Source organism: Cryobacterium sinapicolor, assembly GCF_004403465.1.
Classification (GTDB): Bacteria; Actinomycetota; Actinomycetes; order Actinomycetales; family Microbacteriaceae; genus Cryobacterium; species Cryobacterium sinapicolor.
In genome coordinates, this window is the sequence record NZ_SOGQ01000011.1 from 1 (window position 1) to 21,846 (window position 21,846).

Sequence of the window (21,846 nt, forward strand, 5' to 3'; positions counted from 1 at the left end):
CAGGCCGCGGCCCAGGCGAAGGCGGCCGCGCCGCAGCCCGCCGCTCCGGCACCGAAGCCGGCCGCTCCGGCCCCGGCCCGCCCCGCCGCCCCCACCAATCCCAGCGGAGCCCAGGCCATCGCCCGCGACATAATGGCGTCCAAGTACGGCTGGGGTGCCGACCAGCTCGGCTGCCTGGTCAGCCTCTGGGACAAGGAGTCCGGCTGGAACGTCAACGCCTACAACGCCTCGAGCGGTGCCACCGGCATCCCGCAGGCCCTGCCCGGCAGCAAGATGGCATCGGCCGGCGCAGACTGGGCGACCAACCCGGCCACTCAGATTTCCTGGGGTCTGGGCTACATCGCGGAGCGCTACGGCAATCCCTGTGCAGCCTGGAACAAGTCGGTGTCCTCGGGCTGGTACTGATAGTGCAAGTATTCGAAATACTTTGATTTTTTGTCGCCTGCACTAGAACTGAGATTTGATCACTGCTAAAATTCGAGTATGGAAAACCGGGCGGGTTTCAGCGACGTTGAGGACTTCGATATCACAGAGCTCGATGACGGCGGCGCGCTCGGAGTCGTGACGGCCGAGACGTCCGGTGACGCGGCTTCCCAGGATCGTAGAATGCGAGTTCTGGCCGAGCTGGTCTCGGCGGCAGCGGCCGCCGACCGCCTGCTCGCCGCGGCGTCGGCGGCGCGGGCCGAGGCCGTCGACGAGGTGCGGGCCTGGTGTCTGTCCAACGAGCTCGCCGCCGAACGCGATCGTGCCCGCCGGGCGGCGCGGGCCGACGCCGTTGCGCTGGGTCTCACGCCGGACGTCGACGGCGATACCGACAGCGCTGCCCGCTGCGGCACGGTGTCGGCCGGGGTGCCGGGTTCCCGCTGGGACGCCCTCGAGATCGCCTACCGAACCGCGATCTCCGAACTCGCCTGCGCGCTGCACATCTCTCAGGCTTCGGCCGCCAACCTGATGGCGCAGAGCGAGGCGCTCACCGGAACGTTCACCGCCAGCCGCAATGCCCTCGCGGCCGGCCAGATCAGCTACGCGCATGCGCGGATTCTGATCGAGCAAGCCAGTTCCCTTCCCGAGGCGGCCCGCACCGCCTTCGAGGCCGAGATGCTGCCCCAGGCGAAGCGACTCACTGCCCCGCAATTCGACCGCACGGCCCGCCGCCTGCGGGAGACGTCGCATCCGGAATCGATCACCCTGCGCCGCACCAAGAGCCAGGCCGACCGCACCCTCGTGTTCGAGCCCGGCGCAGACGGCATGGGCTGGCTGCACACCTACCAGCAGTTGCCGGTTGCTCAGGCGATCTTCCACCGGGTCAGCGACATGGCGGCCAGCCTCCAGGGTCCGGATGAACCGCGTACCCTGGCCCAGCTCCGCGCGGATGTCCTCGCGGCCCTCATGGTCGACGGCGTCACTCCCGCAGGCCTCGGCCGGGGCGTCCGCGCCACCGTGAACGTCACGGTGCCCGTGCTCACCCTCCTCGGCCGCAGCAACGAGCCGGGCCACCTCGAGGGGTGCGGGCCGATCGACCCCGAGACGGCCCGCGGACTGGCAGCCGGCGCGCCGAGTTTCACCCGCATTCTCGTTCATCCCGAGACCGGCGTGATGCTGTCGGTGGGCCGAAATCAGTACCGGGTGCCCAAAGACCTCCGGCGGCTGCTCGTGATCCGCGACGAAACTTGCCGATTCGCCGGCTGCAACCGGCCGGCGGCCCGCGCCGAGATGGACCACACTCACGAATGGCAGGAAGACGGCATCACCCGCTACGACAATCTCGCCAACCTCTGTGCCCCCGACCACCGGTTGAAAACCCAGACCACCTGGACGGCGACCCAGCTTCCGGGTGGGGTGCTCGCCTGGACCGCGCCCAGTGGGCTGCACTACCGGTCTGATCCGGCGGTGCCCTTCGAGCCTCCAGGCGTGATCGACGATCCACCGCCCTTCTAGGGTCGGCGGTGAGAAACCGCAGGCAGTCCGGGGCGTAGCCTCGATCCATGAACCGTGCGCTCGCGATTGCCCTGGTGTCGGCCCAGGTTCTGCTTCTTCTGGCGCTGGCCCTCCTGCCCCACGGCGGACTGTGGCCGGTGAACCTCGGCGGTTCGGTCTGGCATCTCGTGGCCTGGCTCGCCCTCCTGCTGCTGCTGGCGGGCAAGGCGCGCTGGGAAGAACGGATGCTCGTGGCCGAGCACCCGGACTACGCCCCCTACGGCACCCGCGTCGGCCGCTTCCTCCCAGGGGTGGGTCGGCTGAAGCCGTGAGGGTTGCCGAACCAATTCGACGGAGATTTTGGCTTGAAACTGCCCTTTCGCCGATTTCAAGGCCGATCCGGGCAGAATCACCGTCGAATTCGTTCGGGCCGTGGGGCGGAGCACCACGCGGGCGGGACCCGCGACTCGCTGAGCGGCCGGGTCGAGCCTGCGCTGACCTGGCCGACCGTTAGACGAAGACCAGCACCAGGCGCACCACGACAGCCAGAATCGCCGCGCCCGACAGCGCCAGCGAGACGAGCACCAGACCGCGCCCCGTCGCGCCGGCCGGGATCACGCTGAAGGCCCGCAGCGAGAGCGAGAGCCCGATCAGGGCGACGAACAGCGCGGGAAACGGCAGCACCACCGCGAGCACGACGCTGACGACCGACACCCAGAAACCCGGCACCCGGCCGGGCGACTTCGACCAGTCCAGGTTGGGCGCCCCGAGACCCAGCAGGTTGTTGCCCTCCATGTTCGCGCGCGGGTCGGTCATGTGGTGCTCCTTCGGCTTGTCCTGACAGTCTCACATGTGCCGTTCGCGCCTGCCCGCGTGTCTGCTTGCGCGCGGGGGGCGGTTACCCTTGAGAAGGCCCGGAAAGGAACTTCTACAATGAGCGAACTTGCGGGCGAACTGGCGCGGGTGCGCGAAGCCTTCGACAAACCGACCCTGCGCCTGCTGGATCGCAAGTGGGCGCCGTTCGTGCTCTTCGTGTTCAAGTCGTCCTTCAGCCGCGACCGCCGCAGCGTGCAGGCCGGTCTGCTGCACACCCAGGTTGACGCCTACCTCGCCGACCTGCGCTCGGTCGGCAGCGATGTGCCGGGCAAGACCGGCCGGGCCCTGTGCGTGCAGTGGATGAACGACCAGTGGCTCTACCGCGAAACGGGGGAGGGAGCCGAGGAACACTACTCGCTCACCTCACACGCGCTCGAGGCGCTGCTCCTGGTTGAGAGCCTGTCCCGCGATCGGGCTCTGATCAGCGAGTCCCGTCTCACCACGATCGTCGACACGGTGCGCCACCGCGCCACGCAGGCCAACCCGGACCGGGAGGAGCGAATCCGTCGCCTCGACCAGGAGATCGCCGAGAAGACGGCTGAGCGTGAGCGTCTCGCGGCGGGCGGCGAGATCGCACCCGTCTCCAACGCGCAGATGCATGAGGGCTACGCCAACCTGATCGATCTGATCAGCCAGCTGCCCAGCGACTTCAAACGCGTCGAGGAATCCGTCGCCGCCATGCACCGGCAGATCGTCAACGATTTCCGCGGCGAGGAGCGCCCGATCAGCGAGGTCCTCGACGAATACCTCTCCAAAACGGATGCCCTGATGACCTCGACCCCGGAAGGGCGCGCCTTCGAGGGGGCTTTCACGCTGTTGCGGAACGACGACCTGCTCCAGGAGCTCAAGGACGATCTGGAGACGATCCTGCTGCATCCGTTCGCCCTCGAACTCAGCGCCATCGACCGCCGCAGCTTCATGGGCACCGTGCGCCTGATCCGCAAGGGCATCGACGACGTGCTCACCCAGCGCAACGGTCTCACCACCACGCTGCGCGAGCACATCGTCAACCACGACGTGGTCAAGGACCGCGAACTCGAACGCCTGCTGCGCGAGATCAACAAGGAACTCGCCACCTGGATGCAGACCGCCGGGCCCCGCTCCATGGTCACCGCCGAACTCATGCCGGGAACCCTCGACGCCCCGCATCTCCGGGAACGCTTCTACGACCCGGGCGCGCACCGCCCGCCACCCGAGCTGCAGGATGTCTCCGACGACGCCCCGGCGCCGCCGAGCCTCGACGAGATGCGCCAGCAGGGCGGCCCGCTGCTGGGGGAGTTGCGCGACGCGATCGTGACGGCCTTCAGCCAGGGCGAGGCCGCATCCGTCGGCGACGCGTTCAACGACCTCGACGCCACCCTGCGCCGCCCGGTCGAGATCCTGGGGATGCTGCAGATCGCCACCCAGATCGACGCGGTCAGCCGGGCGCAAACGCTCGAGCGGTTCGAAACCGTTCGTCCGGACGGCTCCACCCGCAGCTTCGAGGTGCCCCGAATCATGCTCAACGACGACGAAACCGCGGCGCTGTCCGCCCTGAACTACGGAACCGACAATGACTGACGAGCCCACCGCTGACGACCTCACGGATACCGACTCACCCAGCTTTTCCCTGTTCGAGGGCGACGAGGGCGGGCTCACCGTGGAGCAGCGCCGCACCCTGGTGCTGCTGCTGAAGCACCGCTACATCTCCGCCGCGCTGCAGCCGTCCGAGTGGCAGACGCTGCTGCGCTCACAGGGTCTGCTCAAGTCGCGCCTCAACGACATGTTCCTCGACCTGCACGTCGACCTGCACTACGAGGTGGCGTTCAAACGGCAGGCGGTCGCCGAGGGCGGCGACCGGTTCCCCACCCTGCCGCACGACGTGTCCTACACCCGGGAGGAGACCATCCTGCTTGTGCTGCTGCGGCAGCGATTCCGCAGCGAGCGCGCGAATGGCCACGACATCGTCATCGTGGACCGCGACAACCTGGTCGAGAACGTCGGCCATTTCCGGCCCGAACACGCCACCGATCGCTGGGGCGACGCCCGCAAGGCCACGGCCGCGGTCGACAGCCTCGCCAAGGCGCGCGTGCTGCTGAAGACCAGCGACCCGGACCGGTTCCGCATCTCCGCCGTGATCGAGGTGCTGCTGCCGGTCGAACGGCTGAGCGAACTCCTGGAGTGGCTGGTCACCCAGAACGCCGATCCCGATCCGGAACCCACCGATCTTGACGATCTGCCTCTCCTGTCCGAGGCCATGCCGGAGGCCCTCTCATGACCGATTCCCCGCTGTTCTTCGTCGACGGCCTCACCGAGGGCACCACCCAGTGGCGCGCCGAGTCCTTCCAGATGGTGAACTGGGGCGGCTTCCAGGGCCACCACGAGGTTGCCTTCGCGCCGAGCGCCACCCTGGTGTCCGGGGCATCCGGAACCGGCAAGAGCAGCCTGCTGGACGCGTACCTCGCCCTGATGATGCCCTCGGACACCCCGTTCAACGGCGCCTCCAACGACGCGGGCTCCGGGCGGGCGCGCAGTGCCGACCAGCGCAGCCTGATGACCTACCTCAAGGGCAAGACCGACGCCAACCGGGAGGCCGGCACGGGGGAGCTGCAGGACCAGGTGCTCCGCGGAGCCCACGAGTCCACCTGGGGTGCCGTGTCGATGACGTTCATCGACGACAACCAGCGCCGTTTCACCGTGCTGCGGGCCTACTTCGTGCCGCGTGGCGGCACCCGGTTCGCCGACATCACCATGAAGATGGCCACGATCGACGGTTATCTCGATCTGCGCGACCTGGCCGAGGTGACCGAGTCCCGGTTCGACAAGCGCGCCCTCAAATCCCGGTTCCCCGAACTGGATGTCTTCGACACCTATGCGGCGTTCGCCCAGACGTTGTACACCCGCCTGGGCATCGGCGCCAACGGCGAGGGCGGCAAGGCTCTCCGGCTGCTGGCCCGCATCCAGGCCGGCCAGCAGGTCAAGACGGTCGACGGGCTCTACAAGTCGATGGTGCTCGAGGAACCGGCCACCTACGCGGCCGCCGACAAGGCCGTCGCCCACTTCGAAGACCTCGAGCGGTCCTACGGCGCCATGGTCGCCGAGGCGCAGAAGGTCAAGGTGCTGGAACGCCTGCCTGACCTGCATCGCGACTACGAGGCGGCCACCGACAAGGCCGACCTGATCGACACCTTCGGCGTGCACCGCTCCGGCGACACCCCGTTCGTGCTCTGGCAGCTCCGCACGGAGCAGGGCCTGCTCGAGGGGGCTGCCGACGCCAACCGGGTGGCGCGCCGCGATACCCGGCTTCTCTCCACGACGGCCCGGGATGCCGCGACCGAAGTGAAAGCGCGGGTCGCCGACCTGCAGCGCCAGCAGCGCGACAACGGCGGCGACGTGCTCGTCAGCCTGCAGAACGAGCTCGGCCAGCTCACCGACAAACGCGACGACATCGCCGCCGAGCGGGCGAAGTTCGACGAGCGCATCCGGCCACTCGGTCTGTCCATCGACTCCGCCGACGACTTCGACCTGGCCCGCGTCGCCGCCGACGGGTTCCTGGCTGGTTTCCCTGCCGCCGAGGCCGACCTCGAGAACACGCGCACCGCGCTGCAGCGCACCGCCTACCCGGTCGAGGAGAGCCTCCGCACCCTGAAGCAGGAGCGCCAGTTCCTGTCCGGGCGGGCGAGCCTGGTTCCGCAGCATCTGCATAGCGCGCGCCTGATGATCGCCGAGGCGACGGGCATCCCCGCCGAGGAGCTGCCCTTCCTCGCCGAACTGATCGACCTCGCCCCCGGCGAAGAGGCGTGGCGGCAGGCGGCCGAGGTCACCCTGGCCTCCGTTGTGCGCGTCATGCTCGTCGACGAGACCCGACTGCGCGCGCTGAGCCTGGCCATCGACCCGCTCCGCATCCCCGTGCGCATCCACTTCGAGGGAGTGCCGCTGCGGGCCCACCGGCAGAGCGCCGGCGACCCGCGCTTCGTGTCCGGAAAACTCGTCTTCAAGGAGTCACCCTTCAGTGGCTGGGTGCAGGACCGGGTGCAGGCCGCCAACCTCGACGCGGAGTGCGTCGCCACGGCGGCCGACCTCGTCGGGCACGGTCCCAGGGTCACTCCGAGCGGGCAGACCCGCAACGGCTCCCGCGGCGCGCACGGCTGGAACAGCGACCAGAAGTCGATCATCGGCTTCTCCAGCCGCACCCGACTGCACGACATCGACGAGGAACTCGCCCGACTGCGGGTGGAGGCCGACAACCTGGCCCGCGAAGCCTCCGGGCACGGTTCGAGCCTCGCCGGCCTCCGGGCCCGCCGGGCCGCGCACCAGTTCGTCGTCGACGTGGCCTGGCCGGCCATCGACGTGCAGGCCGCGGATGCCCGCATCACCGACAAGCAGGCCGAGCGTGAGCGTGTGCTCGCCGACAGTGACGTGCTGCGCGCGCTGAAGGACGAGGAGGAGAGGCTGGCCGCCGAGCTGGAGACCGCCCAGAAGCAGAAGCACGCCACCGAGGTGGCACTGCAGGACCTGGTGTCCGAACAGGCCCGCATCGTGGACCGGCAGGATGCCGTGAGCAGCCGCCTCGACCGCATCGATGGTGACCCGGAGGCAGCGCCGTCGCTGTCGGAGGAGCACGCCACCCACCTCGACGCCCAGTTCGCGGCCGTTGCCGACCGGCACGATCTCGACGCGTTCGACGGGGCCGTCAGGCGCCTGCGTGAGCGCCTCACCGAGCAGTCCAGCCAGGACCGCGACAGCGCCGCCGGTGCCCGCAACACCCTGGTCGGCATCTTCGAGACCTTCCAGAGCCGCTGGCCCGACCCGAATATCGGCGTCTCGCTGGATTCCTACCCGAGCTACCGGGACATCCTCGACGCCGTGTACACGCTCGGCCTGCACGAGCGGCGCCAGGAGTGGAAGCGCCGGCTGGCGCTCTGGAGCGGCCAGGATCTGGTTCCCTTGGTCGGGGCCTTCACCAGCTCCATCGAGGAGATCGAAGACCGGCTGCGCCCCATCAACGAGATCCTCACCACGCTGCCGTTCGGGGCCGGGCGCGACCGCCTCAAGATCGCGTTGCGCCGCCTCCACCGCGACGACGCCACCGCGTTCCGCAAAGAACTCAAGGTGCTCTCTTCCGGTTCCACGGATGCCTTCACCGACGAGGAGACCGAGGCCAGGTTCACCCGGTTGCAGGCGTTCATGAACCTGATCCGCCGGTCCGCCGATGGACCTCGCCAGGAATCCCAGCGCGACCTGCTGCTCGATGTGCGCCGGCATGTTGAGATCACCGCCGTGCGCACCACCCCGGAAGGCCTGGAGGTCAGCACCTACTCGTCGCTCGGCGGCAAGAGCGGTGGCGAGTCCCAGGAGCTGGTGGCGTTCGTCGTGGGAGCCGCCCTGCGGTTCCAGCTCGGCGACGAGAGCCGCACCCGCCCACGCTTCGCGCCGGTCTTCCTCGACGAGGGTTTCGTGAAATCGGACTCCGAGTTCGCAGGACGGGCTGTGGCCGCCTGGAAGGGGCTGGGCTTCCAGCTCATCATCGGTTCCCCGCTCGACAAGGTCACCGCCCTCGAACCGCACATGGAGCTGGTGCTCTCGATGACCAAGAACAACGCCACCGGGTTCTCCTACATCACGCCGCTCTCGTCGCCGGTGTTCTCGTCGTAAAATCGGCAGCACCTTGGCTGAATCCCCGCAGTGCCTTGGCTTAAGTTCCGCGGGGCCTTGCGCGACGGGAAGACCGGGCGAAAACTGGGAATGTTCCACCAACACCTTGTGTACCAACCAATGTGGTCCTAAGGAGGTCCGCAATGACTAGTTCCCTCAACCGGATGTTCGGCATTGTCCTCGGAGCTCTGTTCCTCCTCCTCGGCCTGCTCGGCTTCACTGCGACAGGCAACGTCGGCTTCGTGGCGACGGAGGGTGGTTTGCTCCTGGGCACCTTCGAGGTCAATCCGCTTCTCAACGTGGTCTACATGCTCCTCGGAGCGGCCCTGTTGATCGGCGGCGTGGCCAGTGTCGCAGCGGCGAAAATGGTCAATGGCACCGTCGGCGGCATCCTGCTGCTGATGGGAATCATCGGCTTCTTCGTCGTCGGCACCGAGTTCAACTACCTCGCTCTGAACACGGCCGACCATGTCCTCAACCTGGTGACCGGCGCCGCACTGCTCGGTGTCGCGCTGGCGGCTGAGCGGCACGTGACCCCGGCAGTGACGACCGCGGGGCAGAAGTCGAGCTTCTACACCAGCGACACCGAGTAACAACCCGGCATCAGGGCTCTCCCTCGACGGCGGGAGCCCTGATTTCGGCGTGCTCGCAGAGTAAGATTTTTCGCGTGGCCGCAATCAAGGTGATCGTCGACGAGGGGCTCAGAATCGCGCTTTCCGCCGTTCGGATGGCGGTCAAGAACGACATCATCGTGGGTGCTCTCGGCGATCACGCTGACTACGATCCGGAACGCTACGCGGCCGCCGCCCGGCATGAATTGCACCTCCTCACCCGGCAGAACGAGCAGTACGCCCTCCGGGTCAAGGACCTGCGCAAGGAACTCACCCGATCGCGGTGGACCTCCGACCTCACGGAAGACCAACACCACGACATCGCGCAGCTCAAATTGCGCCGACGCGTGCACGAGAAGCTCGCCGACGCCCTCGAGGCCGTGGCCGCCGACGACGAGAAGGTCGCGCGTCTGGTGCGGCGGGCCCAGCGAGCCGCCAGCGACGAGGTCAGTGACGCGGTGTCGTCACGCCTGATCAGGCTGAATATCGACTGGCATGATCCCGACTACGAGGCTCGGCGCGCCGCCCGCACCGAGGTGTTCCTGCACATCGACTTCGCGCTGCTGAAGCTCAAGCACGACGCCGCGACCGACCCGTCCGCCAGCGACTACTGAGAGCGACGATCGATCCTGACTCAGCTGCGGGAGAAAAGCCGCGCGAAAAAGCCGGGGGTGGGGGCGTCGTTCTCGTGTCCGCGGCACCGATCGGAACTCCGAACGCCGCGCATCACCTGGTCGACGTGCTGACCGCACCCGGCCCAGGTCGTTTTTCCACACTTCTTGCAGGTGACTTGACGGCACATCCGCTGATCCCTTTCGTTGAACTCGTCTGCCCAACATACCCCATGGGGTATCGGTTTTGCTGTATCGCCTCGCAACCGGCCCGGCGTCAGAAGCTACTCCGGCGCGCCCGCCAGGCCCGCCACGCACCGGTCGACCAGAGCGCCCACGCCGCCAGCAGCGGCTGGAAGAGCAGCCGGATGCCGCGGGACAGGTCCGAATCCAGGCCGAACGAATCCGTCGCCGTCACGAACTGGGAGATGTTGCCGGGGAATCGAGGTGCGGTTCGTGCGGGTGCCGGTGGCAGCGACTGCGGTCATTCCCCGACTTTAGCCGCGATCTCGGCGTCGGTCCGGGCGTTGAAGATGCCCCACATGATGTGCGTCGGGCCACTGCCGTCGCTGCCGGGCGCCGAAGCCCGGCTGATCCAGCGCGCGGCGGCGGCGGTGGCGCCGAGCGCCGTCAGTGACGGGGCGATCCGGGTCTTGCGAATCTTGCCGGCCATCACGCCGCCATCCGGCGCGAGCCTCCAGCCGCGGCTCGAGGCGAGCACCTGCCCGACTTCCTCGTCGGTGAGCCACCGGGAGAAGCTCCGGCTGGGTGGGTCGATCGCGGTGAGCTTCATGCGAGCGCCACCAGCTCGGCCTCGAGCCGTTCGACATCCGCCCGGTGACAGAGTTCCGTGGCCGGTGTCATCGCGGTGGCGCTGCCGGCGGCGACGGCGGCCCGGAAGGCCCGGTCTACCGGGTGTCCCTGCGCGATCCGCAGAACGAAGGCACCGAGGAAGCTGTCTCCGGCCCCGACGGTGCTTTGCACCGTGACCGGCGGCACGCCCAGACGAATGATCCCGCTCTTCGTGGCGAGCACGGCTCCCGCTCCGCCGAGCGTCAGTGCGACGACCTCCGCCGACCCTCGGGCGACGAGTTCGACGGCCGCGTCGATCTTGCTCTGTTCGGTGTCCAGGCTCGCGCCGACGAGTTCGCCCAACTCGCGCCCACTCGGTTTGACCAGGTAGACGCCCTCGTCGAGCGCTGCGGCCAGTGCCGGACCGGACGTGTCCACGATGCAGCGGGCGTCGCGCTCGTGCGCCAGACGCGTGACCCGGGCGTAGAAGTCGTCCGGCACTCCCGGCGGCAGGCTGCCGCTGGCGACCACATAGCCGCCCACCGGAATGGACTCTCCCACGACAGCGAGGCAGGCCCGCCACTCGGTCTCGCTCAGCTCGGGTCCCTCCAGCACGAAGCGGAATTGTTTGCCGGTGCCCGTCTCGTCGACGGTGAAGCTCTCGCGGGTGCTGCCCTGGATCGGCACAGCCAGGGTCGGGATGCGTTCGGCTTCGATCAACCGGCGGAAGGACTCGCCGGTCGGGCCGCCCGCGGTGTACACGGCCAGGGCCTGCCCGCCGAGCCGTTGCACCACCCGGGCCACGTTCACACCGCCGCCGCCCGGGTCGAGGCGTGACCGGCCGCAGCGCATCTTGTGCTCGCTGATCACCTGCTCGGTCGACGTGCTGATGTCGAGAGCGGGGTTCACGGTCAGGGTGAGAATCGGCCGCAGCACGGCGGCTCGGGGGGAATCCATGGTCTCAGCGTAGAAGAATTCCCCGCACGCCTCGTGCTGGTGCGGCCTTCGGCCGATAATCGAAGCATTCGCCATTCGATCGAGAGAGGTTTCACCATGACAACCCAACTCAATCCCTACCTGGGGTTCAGGGACAACACCCGGGAAGCGATGGAGTTCTACCGTTCGGTGTTCGGCGGTGAGCTGACGATGAGCACCTTCGCCGAATTCGAGGCCAGCGACGATCCGGCCGAGCAGGACAAGATCATGCACGCCATGCTGACCACCGAGGACGGGCTGGTGCTGATGGGCGCCGATACTCCGAACCGGATGGAGTACCGACCGGGCACGAACTATTCCGTGTCGCTGAGCGGTGACGACGAACCGGCGCTGCGCGGCTACTGGGACGGGCTCGCGGCCGGGGGAACCGTCATCATGCCGCTCGCGCCGTCACCGTGGATGGACAGCTTCGGCATGTGCGTCGACAAATTCGGCGTGAGCTGGATGGTGAACATCGCTGCCCCCTCCGCTTAGGCCCGCGTCAGATGGCCATCCGGCTGACCCGTCTCGCGGTGAACGACGTCGCCTATATGCGGGAGACCGTGTTCTTCGACGGCGAGCGTCTTCGCGAGCGGGTCAGCCGGTTCTGGATTCTGCTCGTGCTCGCGTCGGTCATCGCCGCGGCCGGTGTCGCCTCCGATTCCACGGCCACCGTGATCGGCGCGATGATCATCGCGCCACTGATGGTCCCGATCCAAGGCACCATGCTGGCCACCGTACTCGGCGACCCGAAGAATCTCAGCCGGTCGATGGGCCTGATGCTGGCCGGTGCGGCCGCGGCCGTCGGCATCGCCGTGCTGGTCGGGCTGCTCCTGCCGGTCGACGTCGTGGCCCAGAACAACTCCCAGGTCGCCGCGCGGGTGCACCCCCGGCTGATCGACCTGCTCGCGGCCCTCGGCACCGGGGTGGTCGGCTCGATCGCACTCGTCCGCCGGGACATCGCCGACGCCCTGCCCGGGGTGGCGATCGCGATCTCCCTGGTGCCGCCCCTGTCGGTGGTGGGGTTCACGCTCGAGGCCGGGGCGCTCCTGCAGTCGCTGGGCGCGCTGCTCCTGTTCCTGACGAATGTCGCCGCCATCCTCGGCACCGGCATCGTGGTGATGGCGCTCTACGGCGTCAACCGGCTGGGTGAGACAGCACCAACGCCCCGGGCCCGCCGTGCGCACCGGCGCAACGGCATTCTCGTCACCGCAGCCATGGCCGTCACCATCCTCGTGCCTCTGACGCTGTCGAGCGTGAACGTGAGCCGGTCGAGCGCGTTCGAGGCATCCGTGCAGGCCGTGGCGGAGCGGTGGGCGACGGATGCCGGCTGGATGCTGACGGGCATCACGACCGCCGCCGACAACACGGTCATCGTGAGCCTTCAGGGTGCCCTCCCACTACCGGACACGACTCTGCTGGAGGAGAGGCTCCGCGCCGCCGAGCTCGACCCGAATCCCGTGCGGATCGTGCTGACCCCGACCTACACCGTCGACTACTGAACGCTGCCCCGGCCCGCCGCTACGATGATGTTGTGAAGCCCTTTCTGCTGCTGGCCACCCGTTCCGAGGACGAGGCCGCCGACGATGAGTACGCCGGTTTCCTCACGGCCGGCGATCTGACCCCCGACCAGCTCCACCGGGTGCGGCTCGAAGCCGCGCCGATGCCGTCGATCGACCTGGACGAGTACTCGGGCATCATCGTGGGCGGCAGCCCGTATAACGCGAGCGACCCTGCCGCGGTCAAGTCGCCCGTGCAGCTCCGCGTCGAGGCCGAGCTGGCTGCCCTCCTCGACCAGGTGCTGGCCCGGGACTTCCCCTTCCTGGGTGCCTGTTACGGCGTCGGACTGCTCACCGGCCATCTGAGCGGCGTGCTCGACGGCACTTGGTCAGAGGAGGCCGGACCCACCTGGATCTCCCTGACCGAGGAGGGCACAGTCGACCAGCTGTTCGCCGCACTCGCGCCGACCTTCCAGGCTTTCGTCGGACACAAGGAGGCGTGTTCGCAGCTGCCGCCCGGCGCCGTTCTGCTGGCGACCGGGCAGAACTGTCCCGTGCAGGCGTTCCGGGTCGGCCGGAACGTCTACGCGACGCAATTCCATCCGGAACTGACCAACGCCGGCATCCTGACCCGCATCCGCATCTACCGCGAATACGGCTACTTCAATCCCAACGGTATGGACGAGGTCATCGCGGCGATCGACGCTTCCGTCGTCACCGAGCCGGCCAACCTGATGAAAGCCTTCGTTCTGCGCTTCGGCCGGTAGCGCGGGGGCAAGGCAGGCGCGGGTCCGGAACCGGTCCCGGACCTAGAGTGGTTCCATGGAACTTGAACCAACCGACCGTTCTGCGGCGGCGCTGCTGGAACTGGCACGATCACTCGGGGTCGACACCTCTTTCACCGGCTGGGACGGGACCTCCCGGGCGGTCGACGCCGGGACACTGCGTGAGGTGCTGGGTGCCCTCGGCGTTCCCGCCGGCACGCCCGCCGAGGTCGAAGCGGCACTGACCGAACAGGGCCTGGCGCCCTGGCGTCGGCTGCTGCCTCCCGTCGTGGTGCTCCGCGAGGGCGGCGAGGTCGGGGTTCCCGTGCACGCCGGCACCGGTGCGTCGGTCCTCATCTGGATCATCGCCGAGGACGGCACCCGGCACGAGGTGTCCCGCCAGAGCCCCTGGGAGAACCCCCGCACCGTTGACGGCCGGCCGACCAGCCGGGCGACGTTCCAGATTCCGGCCGGTCTGCCTCTGGGCTGGCACCGGCTGCACGCCGCGAGCGGGGACCGGACGGCGGACTGCGCCCTCGTCGTGACCCCGCGCGTGCTCGAGACCACCCGCAACCTGGCCGGGCGCCGCGACTGGGGCCTGATGGCCCAGCTCTATTCGGTGCGCTCCTCCCGCAGCTGGGGCATCGGCGACTTCGCCGACCTGGCCGACCTGGCCGCCATCTCCGGCGATCAGTACGGCGCCGGCTTCGTGCTGGTCAATCCGCTGCACGCGTCCGAGCCGGCCCCGCCGGTCGAGCCGTCCCCCTACCTGCCGTCGAGCCGGCGCTTCTTCCACCCGCTGTACATCCGGGTCGAGGATGTCCCCGAGTACGCCTACCTCGCCCCGGCGGCACGCGCCGTCGTCGAGTCCCTCGCGTTCCGGCAGCATCCGGCCAACCTGGAGCCGGACCATCTCGACCGCGACTCCGCCTACTCCGCCAAACTGACCGCGCTGGAGGCGGTGCACCAGGTGCCGCGCAGCCCCGCCCGCGCCCACCGCTTCGACGAATTCCGTGCCGAGCAGGGTCAGGGTCTGGCCGACTTCGCGCTCTGGTGCGCCCTGTCCGAACTGTTCCCGACGGATGCGCCGGAATGGTCGGTCGAGCCCCGTGGCCCTCGCGGTCCCTTCGCCGCCGAGCACCGGGAGCAGCTTGCCGACCGCATCGAATTCCACAGCTGGTTGCAGTGGCTCTGTGACCAGCAGCTGGAGACCGCGCAGCGCGCGGCGAGGGACGCCGGGATGGCCATCGGTATCGTGCACGACCTCGCGGTCGGGGTGCAGTTCACCGGCTCCGACGCCTGGACGCTGCGGGACGTGCTCGCCCCGGGCATGACAGTGGGCGCGCCGCCGGACATGTTCAACCAGCAGGGCCAGAACTGGTCGCAGCCGCCCTGGCACCCCGGCCGGCTGGCTGAGTCGGGCTACGCCGCCTACCGGGACATGCTCCGCAGCATCCTGCACCACGCCGGCGGCATCCGGGTAGACCATATCCTGGGACTGTTCCGGCTCTGGTGGATCCCGGTCGGCGCCGGGCCGGGGGAGGGCACCTATGTGCACTACGACCACGAGGCGCTGATCGGCATCCTGGCCCTCGAAGCCCAGCGGGCCGGTGCGGTCGTGATCGGCGAGGACCTCGGCGTCTTCGAGCCGTGGGTGCGCGACTACCTGGCCGAACGCGGCATCTTCGGCACCTCGATCCTGTGGTTCGAGCGGGAGAATGACGTGCCGCTGGCCCCCGACCGGTACCGTCAGGCCTGCCTGACCAGCGTGAACACCCACGACCTGCCGCCGACGGCGGGCTACCTCGCCGGCGACCATGTGGCCCTGCGCGAGTCGCTCGGCCTGCTCGGGCGCCCGGTGGAGGTGGAGCGCGCCGCCGACCTCGCCGAGCAGTCCGCCATGCTCGCCGCGCTGCGCGAACGGGGCCTGCTGCCGCCGGTCGGCACCGAGCCGGCCCCGACCGTGCAGGAGACGGTCGAGGCGCTCTATGCGTACACCGCGTTGACGCCCTCGTCGCTCCTCGGCGTGGCCCTGGTCGACGCGGTCGGCGAGCGCCGCACGCAGAACCAGCCCGGGACCTCGGACGAGTACCCGAATTGGCGCATCCCGCTGGCCGGCCCGGACGGTGCGTCCGTGCTGATCGACGACCTGCCCGCCAACGCCCGCTTCGCCGCCCTGGTGGAGGCGATCCGCACCCGGCCCTGACCTGTGGCCTGCACGAAATGCAACCTGTTCCCGCCACACCTGCAACGGGTCGTATTCCGTTCCGGGCATTCGAACCGAGGAAGATGGATCGGATGACCACCTCCCCGAGCACCACCACCTTCCGAGGCGCGCGCGACCACCTCCTCCAGCTGCGCGACGATCACCCGCGCGCCGCGGCCGAGTTCGTGTGGCCGGATGTGGGCGCGAACTTCAACTGGGCCGTCGACTGGTTCGACGTCGTGGCCGCTGGCAACGACAAGACCGCCCTGTGGATCGTGGAGGAGGACGGCCGCGAACTGAAGGTGACCTTCAGTGAGATGTCGGCGCGCTCCGATCAGGTGGCCACCTGGCTGAGCCGGTGCGGCGTCGGGCATGGCGACCACGTGATGCTGATGCTGGGCAACCAGGTCGAACTCTGGGAACTGATGCTCGCCATCATGAAGGTGGGCGCGGTCATCCTGCCCACGTCCACGGTGCTCGCGTCCGGCGACCTGGCCGACCGGGTCCATCGCGGCGGCGTGCAGCACGTGATCGCCAACGCCGGCGACGCGGCCAAGTTCGACGGGGTGCCCGGCGACTTCTCCCGCATCTGCGTTGGTGCGGCCACCCCCGGCTGGGCCGATTACGCGGATGCCGCGCTCGTCACGGCCGAGAAGCCCGCCGTTGTCGTGTCCTCCGACGACGCGTCCCTGATCTACTTCACCTCGGGCACCACCAGCAAACCCAAGATGGTGGTGCACACCCAGACGTCCTACCCGGTGGGGCACCTCACCACGATGTACTGGATCGGGCTCCGCCCGGGCGACGTGCACCTGGCAATCAGCTCGCCCGGCTGGGGCAAGCACGCCTGGAGCAGCTTCTTCGCCCCGTGGATCGCCGAGGCCACCGTCTTCGTCTACAACTACGCCCGATTCGACCCGATCGCCCTCGCCCAGCAGCTGCACCGTGCGAAGGTGACCACCTTCTGCGCCCCACCGACCGTGTGGCGCATGCTGATCCAGTCCGACGTCGGCGCCAGGCCCGTGGGCCTGCGCGAGATCCTCTCGGCCGGCGAGCCGCTCAACCCGGAGGTCATCCACCAGATCCAGCGGTCCTGGGGACTCACCATCCGGGACGGCTACGGCCAGACCGAGACCACGGCGATCGTGGGCAACGCCCCCGGTTCCACCCTCCTGGCCGGGTCGATGGGGCTACCCCTGCCGGGCGTCGCGATCACCCTGCTCGACCCGATCACGGGGGAGGAGAGCGACGAGGGTGAGATCTGCCTCGACCTGTCCCGCACCGCGGTGAACCTGATGGCCGGATACCACGGCGATCCCGAACGCACCAGGGAGGCCGTGCGCGACGGCTACTTCCACACCGGCGACGTCGCCCATCGCGACTTCGGGGGCTACATCACCTTCATCGGCCGGACCGACGACATCTTCAAGTCCTCCGACTACAAGGTCTCCCCATTCGAGGTCGAGAGCGTGCTGCTGGAGCACCCGGCCGTCGCCGAGGCGGCCGTCGTGCCCGCGCCCGACGACACTCGGCTGAACATCGCCAAGGCCTACATCGCGCTCGCCGCGGGCTGGGAATCCAACGGTGAGACGGCGCTCTCCGTGCTGCGCCACGCCCGCACCGGCCTGCCACCGTACATGCGGGTGCGGCGGGTCGAGTTTTACGAGCTGCCCAAGACCAGTTCCGGCAAGATCCGCCGGGTCGAACTGCGCATGCGAGAGGATGCCGCGGCCGCCCGGCGCGAGACCCTGCCCGATGAGTGGCGCGACGACCAGTTCCCCGAGCTCAAGCGCTGACCGGCCGTCGAAACGGCTCCGATGAGCAGTGGACCCGTCCCGAACGAATTCGACGGAGATTTTGCCCAAAACGCCTCTGAAACCCTGAAAAAGGCTGTTTGACACGAGAATCTCCGTCGAATTAGGACGACCCCGGCCGATCGGAATCAGGGTAGGCCGGCGGAGACCTCCAGAGCCAAACCGCGGATGGCGGCGAGCGGGATCGGCAGCCAGGACGGCCGGTTGCGGGTCTCGTAGACGGCCTCGTACAGGGCCTTGTCCAGCTCGAACGCGTCGAGAAGGGGCTCCTGACCGGCCAGGCTCTGGCCGGAGCGCGCGGCGTAGCCGTCGAGGAACGCCTGCCGGCACGCCGCGGCCCATGCCTCCACGGGCGCGGTCCGGTGGTCGGGCGAGGACTGCTCCACCGTGCCGGCCACGTAGGAGAAGGAGCGCAGCATGCCGGCGATGTCTTTCAGCGGCACATCCGGCTGGGTTCTGTCGAGAAGAGGGCGCAGCGGTTCGCCCTCGAAATCCACCAGGACCCAGCCGCGGCCGGGAACCTCGAGCGCCTGGCCGAGGTGGAAATCACCGTGGATGCGCTGCAACCGGGGCCAGTGCGCCGTCTCCGCGCGCGCGAAGACCGCCTCGACGGCGCTATGGTAGCCGGTCAGGGCCGGCACCTCGGCGGCGACGCTGCGGTAACGCTCGCGCATCCGCTGCAGCTCGGCGCCGATGACCGCGGGGGTGGCGTCGTGGGTGGGCATCACGGCGGCCAGGTCCGCGTGCACGGCGGCCGTCGCCTGGCCCAGCGCCCGCGCCTGCTCGCTGAAGTCCGTCCCGGCCGCGGCCGACGCCAGGGCGGCCCGCCAGGCGTCCGGGGCATCCGGCAGGAACTCCTGAGCGAAGACGAGGTGGCCGGTCAGGATGGTGCCGGGCCGCTCCGGGGCGGTCCACTCGCCGACCACGCAGCCGACGGGTTCCGGCACGTAGTGCGAGCCGGCCCGGGCCAGGGCCGACTGCACGGACACGTCCGGATTCTCGCCGGGGTGCAGCATCCGGAACACCTTGCAAATAACGGGGCGGGCCGGGTGCCCGGCGGCGTCCACGCAGTCCAGGATGATCGAGGTGTTCGACTGCTCACCGCGGAGCACGCGGCTGGTGAGGACCCGGGCCGGCCGCTCCGCGGGATCGGCGCCCGGCCGGAGCTCGCCGCGGGCCCGCGCGCCGATGTCGCCGGGCGTGGGCGAGAAGGCCTGGCCCAGGATGAAACCGAGCAGTGCGCGGGCATAGGCCGGATCGTCGGTACCGTCGTAGACCGCGCTGCCGTCGGCGAGGGTGACGATGAGGGCCTGCTCGCCTCCGGGCAGGGGAGTGGCCCGGTGGGTCAGGGGCACCTGGTAGAGGGTGCGGCCCGGGGCTGCGTCATCGAGGGCGAGCTCGGTGCGGATGTCCACCCCGACCTCCTCGCTCGGCAGCACCCAGCTTCCGATGCTGACGAGTCGCGGCACACGACCCTTGTCGGCGAACCAGCGTTGCGTCGCCACCCAGCGGTTGAGGTAGTCCGGGAGTGGGATTGCACGACCGTTATCAGTCATGGGCTACGCCCGGGCCGACGGCAGCAGGCACGACGGGAGCCGACAGCAGGGACACCACGACGGTGCCGCCCTTCGTCGACTGCTCGCCGATCGGCTCGAAGCCGAGCCGCGAGTGGAATGCCAGCGACCGGGGGTTCGGCGGTACGACGTTCACCTCGCAGAAGACCTCGCGGACCTCGGCCGCTCCGGCCGCCGCGAAGATCGCGGTATAGAGCAGGGCGCCGAGACCCTGGTTTCGAGCCGTGTCCGACACCACGATGCGGTCCACGTAGAGGAAGGAGTCCGACCGGGCGGAGAACCACCGGTAGTTCTCGCTCGCATAGTCGGCGTCGACCCCGAACAGCACCGCGAAGCCGAGCACGTCACCCGGTGCCTCGTCGTGAACGATCGCGATGGCGTGGCTGGAGGCCGTGAGCAGGGCGGAGAGGCTGGTCTCGTCGTGGGCGTTGACGGCAGGAACGGCGGCGTTGTTGAGCCCGAGCACCGGTGCGGCGTCGGAGGGGAGGAGAGGGCGAAGCGAATAGGACATGGGATGACGATAATCCAGGTGCCGCCTACTCCGTGACGCTCCGGCGCATCCCGTTCGTCACCAGAGCCAGGCAGAGCGCGCACACCACGAACAGAATGCCCAGAAGCACCGTGTATCCGGCCACGGCGTTGAGCCAGGCGAAGGCGACCGGCAGCAGAAAACCGATGTAGGTGAGGCTGTAGTAGACCCCGGTGAGGCCCGCCAGGTCGGCCGGAGTGGAGATCTTCTGGATCTCCACGAGCCCGGCCACGATGCAGACCCCGTAGGCGGCGCCGAGCACGACGCCCGTGAGCAACGCGAGCACCGGGGACAGCACGATCGCCGTCGCCACGCTGAGGCCCACCCCCAGCAGCATCATGGACATCCCGACCGTGAGCGCCCGCCCATCGGTGACCCGGTTGATCCGCGCGACCTGTGGTTGCACGAGCGCGCCGGTGCCGAGGGTCACGACCGTGAGCAGGGTCGCGAAGGCGAGGTTGAGGGTGCCCAGCTGGTCCTCGACCAGGGTAGGCATGATCGCGTAGGCGATTCCGGCGGCGCCGAAGACCCAGGGAGCGGACGGAATGACCACGCGAACGAAGCGGCGGTGCCCGGCCAGCGGAACGGCCAGGTCCTGCCAGAACGGCCGGTGGGACCGGTAACGCGGCACGGTCTCCGGGGCCCTGAGCAGCCGGGGGAGCACCAGCAGGCTGAGCACGATGTGCACGACGTAGGGGGAGAGGGTCGGCATCGGCCCCCACTGCGCGAGCACGCCGGCCACGCCGGCTCCGAGGCCGAACCCGACGGTGAGGGTCAGGGCCGGCCGCCGGGCTCCTGCCGTCTTGCCGGCCTGGTTGTCGAACGGCGGGCCGGACAGCTCCTTGAGCCACGCCGTTCCCACCGCCATCGCCACGCCGACGCTCAGACCGGCCAGCAGACGCCCGGCGGAGAGCATGATCCCACTCGTGAATCCGAGGCCCAGCAGGACGCTGGCAAGAATTCCCAGAATGACGCCCGCCAGGGTCAGGGGCTTGCGCCCGTAGCGGTCCGAGAGGGCGCCGGCCAGTAGCAGACCGGGCACCAGGCCGACCACGTAGAAGCCCAGGAAGAGGTCGGCCATGAACACGGAATAGTTGCCGAGCGATTCATACATGTGCAGGAGCGGCGTGAAGTGGTTGCCACCCCAGGCCATGACGAACAGGGCGGGAGCGGCAAGCTGCCAGGCGGGAACGGTACGGCGGAAAGTCATGGTTCTTTTCTGAGAATGCGGGGAGGTGCGGGTGGGGGAGCGTCAGGGCGCCAGCTGCGCGTGATGACCGTCTTCGACGTGCTCGCGCAGGGCAACCTCGTAGGCGAGGGTGTCACCGCCACGCAGATGGTGTGCGAGGAGGCGGTGCTCGGCCAGGAGACGGTCGAGGTTGCGCGGGTCGCGCAGGGCGGCCCGGTGCACGAGGCGCTCGAGCCGGGGGCCGAGCCGGGTGTAGATCCCGTCGATGACCCGGTTGTGGGTCTCGTCGACAATCCGGGCGTGGAACCGGTGGTCGGCGCGGGCGAACGTGAGCAGGTCACCGGCCTGGGCTGCATCGGACTGGACCCGGATCAGGTGCTGTAGTTCGGCGTCGACGCCCGGGATGTCGGCCGGCCGTTCGCTGAGCAGGGTCACCGCCGTGTTCTCCAGCATGACGCGCACCTGCAGCAGCTCGGCCGTCTCCCGGTCACCCAGGGCCGTGACGACCGCGCCCTTCTTGGGGAAAAGTGTCAGGAGTCCGTGGGCCTCGAGTGCGAGAAAGGCCTCGCGCACGGGGGTGCGGCTGATGGACAGGGCCTCGGCGACCTCACCCTCGGTGATCAGCGAGCTCGCGGCCAGGGTTCCGGTGATGATGGCGTCGGCGACGGTCGTATAGACCCGTTCGACGGCGGAGGGTGCCGCCGCGGGTGGCCTGACGGCCCCGCCGGACGCCTGTAAGAAACTCATCCTTCAACCCTAGTCACGAATGCACCTATTGATAAATGCATCAATGCATGCAATTTCCAAAATATCGCGTCTGGGGAGGTCCGACGGAGTAGTGTTGACAGCGAGGGC

The 21,846-nt window shown here is 69.0% G+C and carries 21 protein-coding genes; 13 read left to right on the forward strand and 8 right to left on the reverse strand.

Annotated features, from left to right (window positions below; all coding sequences use genetic code 11):
* The 3 genes from E3T28_RS01410 to E3T28_RS01420 all read left to right on the forward strand — a co-directional run.
* Positions 1-405 (forward strand): aggregation-promoting factor C-terminal-like domain-containing protein (locus tag E3T28_RS01410; RefSeq protein ID WP_166786891.1); only part of this gene is annotated, 405 nt, incomplete at its 5' end.
* Positions 406-483: 78 nt separating this feature from the next.
* The gene (locus E3T28_RS01415; RefSeq protein WP_134427196.1) at positions 484-1,938 is read left to right on the forward strand and encodes an HNH endonuclease signature motif containing protein; all 1,455 of its coding nucleotides are present in this window, start codon (positions 484-486) and stop codon (positions 1,936-1,938) included.
* 47 nt (positions 1,939-1,985) lie between these two features.
* On the forward strand, positions 1,986-2,249 hold the full coding sequence (locus tag E3T28_RS01420) for a hypothetical protein (RefSeq protein ID WP_134427198.1): 264 nt from the start codon (positions 1,986-1,988) through the stop codon (positions 2,247-2,249).
* A gap of 178 nt (positions 2,250-2,427) precedes the next feature.
* Here the strand turns inward: E3T28_RS01420 and E3T28_RS01425 are convergent, their stop codons facing one another.
* Positions 2,428-2,733 (reverse strand): hypothetical protein, encoded by a 306-nt coding sequence (locus E3T28_RS01425; RefSeq protein WP_134427200.1) that lies wholly within the window; start codon positions 2,731-2,733, stop codon positions 2,428-2,430.
* Positions 2,734-2,850: 117 nt separating this feature from the next.
* Here E3T28_RS01425 and E3T28_RS01430 point away from each other — a divergent pair, with 117 nt between their 5' ends.
* From E3T28_RS01430 to E3T28_RS01450, 5 genes are all read left to right on the forward strand, one after another.
* Positions 2,851-4,353: a DUF3375 domain-containing protein gene (locus tag E3T28_RS01430; protein ID WP_134427202.1), complete on the forward strand. Its 1,503-nt coding sequence runs from the start codon at positions 2,851-2,853 to the stop codon at positions 4,351-4,353.
* Positions 4,346-5,050, forward strand: coding sequence for a DUF4194 domain-containing protein (locus E3T28_RS01435; protein ID WP_134427204.1), 705 nt, complete (start codon positions 4,346-4,348; stop codon positions 5,048-5,050). Before E3T28_RS01430 ends, E3T28_RS01435 begins: the two co-directional genes overlap by 8 nt.
* Positions 5,047-8,427, forward strand: a complete 3,381-nt coding sequence (locus E3T28_RS01440; protein WP_134427206.1) for an ATP-binding protein — start codon at positions 5,047-5,049, stop codon at positions 8,425-8,427. The genes E3T28_RS01435 and E3T28_RS01440 overlap by 4 nt, the downstream gene beginning before the upstream one ends.
* Positions 8,428-8,570: 143 nt before the next feature.
* Positions 8,571-9,020, forward strand: coding sequence for a DUF4383 domain-containing protein (locus tag E3T28_RS01445; protein WP_134427208.1), 450 nt, complete (start codon positions 8,571-8,573; stop codon positions 9,018-9,020).
* Positions 9,021-9,094: 74 nt separating this feature from the next.
* A complete protein-coding gene (locus E3T28_RS01450) occupies positions 9,095-9,652 on the forward strand; it encodes a hypothetical protein (RefSeq protein ID WP_134427210.1) in 558 nt (185 codons plus the stop codon).
* 274 nt (positions 9,653-9,926) lie between these two features.
* Here E3T28_RS01450 and E3T28_RS16710 read toward each other — a convergent pair whose 3' ends face one another.
* The 3 genes from E3T28_RS16710 to E3T28_RS01460 all read right to left on the reverse strand — a co-directional run bounded on the left by E3T28_RS16710 (position 9,927) and on the right by E3T28_RS01460 (position 11,398).
* On the reverse strand, positions 9,927-10,067 hold the full coding sequence (locus E3T28_RS16710) for a DoxX family protein (RefSeq protein WP_166786892.1): 141 nt from the start codon (positions 10,065-10,067) through the stop codon (positions 9,927-9,929).
* Between the two features lie 66 nt (positions 10,068-10,133).
* Positions 10,134-10,442: a hypothetical protein gene (locus E3T28_RS01455; RefSeq protein ID WP_134427212.1), complete on the reverse strand. Its 309-nt coding sequence runs from the start codon at positions 10,440-10,442 to the stop codon at positions 10,134-10,136.
* Positions 10,439-11,398 carry a 1-phosphofructokinase family hexose kinase gene (locus E3T28_RS01460; RefSeq protein WP_134427214.1) on the reverse strand — a complete coding sequence of 320 codons (960 nt, stop codon included), beginning with the start codon at positions 11,396-11,398 and terminating at the stop codon, positions 10,439-10,441. The genes E3T28_RS01455 and E3T28_RS01460 overlap by 4 nt, the downstream gene beginning before the upstream one ends.
* A gap of 96 nt (positions 11,399-11,494) precedes the next feature.
* Between E3T28_RS01460 and E3T28_RS01465 the strand changes: the two genes are divergently transcribed.
* The 5 genes from E3T28_RS01465 (at position 11,495) to E3T28_RS01485 (ending at position 17,681) form a co-directional block, all read left to right on the forward strand.
* Complete coding sequence (locus E3T28_RS01465) at positions 11,495-11,911, forward strand: VOC family protein (RefSeq protein WP_134427216.1); 417 nt, start codon at positions 11,495-11,497, stop codon at positions 11,909-11,911.
* Between the two features lie 11 nt (positions 11,912-11,922).
* The gene (locus tag E3T28_RS01470) at positions 11,923-12,918 is read left to right on the forward strand and encodes a DUF389 domain-containing protein (RefSeq protein WP_174843985.1); all 996 of its coding nucleotides are present in this window, start codon (positions 11,923-11,925) and stop codon (positions 12,916-12,918) included.
* A gap of 32 nt (positions 12,919-12,950) precedes the next feature.
* Positions 12,951-13,682, forward strand: a complete 732-nt coding sequence (locus E3T28_RS01475) for a glutamine amidotransferase (RefSeq protein ID WP_134427218.1) — start codon at positions 12,951-12,953, stop codon at positions 13,680-13,682.
* Between the two features lie 55 nt (positions 13,683-13,737).
* Positions 13,738-15,885, forward strand: coding sequence for a 4-alpha-glucanotransferase (gene malQ / locus E3T28_RS01480; RefSeq protein WP_134427220.1), 2,148 nt, complete (start codon positions 13,738-13,740; stop codon positions 15,883-15,885).
* 92 nt (positions 15,886-15,977) lie between these two features.
* Complete coding sequence (locus E3T28_RS01485; protein ID WP_134427222.1) at positions 15,978-17,681, forward strand: AMP-binding protein; 1,704 nt, start codon at positions 15,978-15,980, stop codon at positions 17,679-17,681.
* Positions 17,682-17,827: 146 nt separating this feature from the next.
* Here E3T28_RS01485 and E3T28_RS01490 read toward each other — a convergent pair whose 3' ends face one another.
* Genes E3T28_RS01490 through E3T28_RS01505 form a run of 4 tightly spaced genes read right to left on the reverse strand, consistent with a single transcriptional unit; the run spans position 17,828 to position 21,738 of the window.
* The gene (locus E3T28_RS01490; protein WP_134427224.1) at positions 17,828-19,255 is read right to left on the reverse strand and encodes a maltokinase N-terminal cap-like domain-containing protein; all 1,428 of its coding nucleotides are present in this window, start codon (positions 19,253-19,255) and stop codon (positions 17,828-17,830) included.
* Complete coding sequence (locus E3T28_RS01495) at positions 19,248-19,784, reverse strand: GNAT family N-acetyltransferase (protein WP_134427226.1); 537 nt, start codon at positions 19,782-19,784, stop codon at positions 19,248-19,250. Before E3T28_RS01495 ends, E3T28_RS01490 begins: the two co-directional genes overlap by 8 nt.
* 25 nt (positions 19,785-19,809) lie before the next feature.
* Positions 19,810-21,012, reverse strand: coding sequence for an MFS transporter (locus tag E3T28_RS01500; protein WP_134427228.1), 1,203 nt, complete (start codon positions 21,010-21,012; stop codon positions 19,810-19,812).
* Between the two features lie 42 nt (positions 21,013-21,054).
* Positions 21,055-21,738 (reverse strand): GntR family transcriptional regulator, encoded by a 684-nt coding sequence (locus tag E3T28_RS01505; protein ID WP_134427229.1) that lies wholly within the window; start codon positions 21,736-21,738, stop codon positions 21,055-21,057.
* Positions 21,739-21,846: the final 108 nt, after the last annotated feature.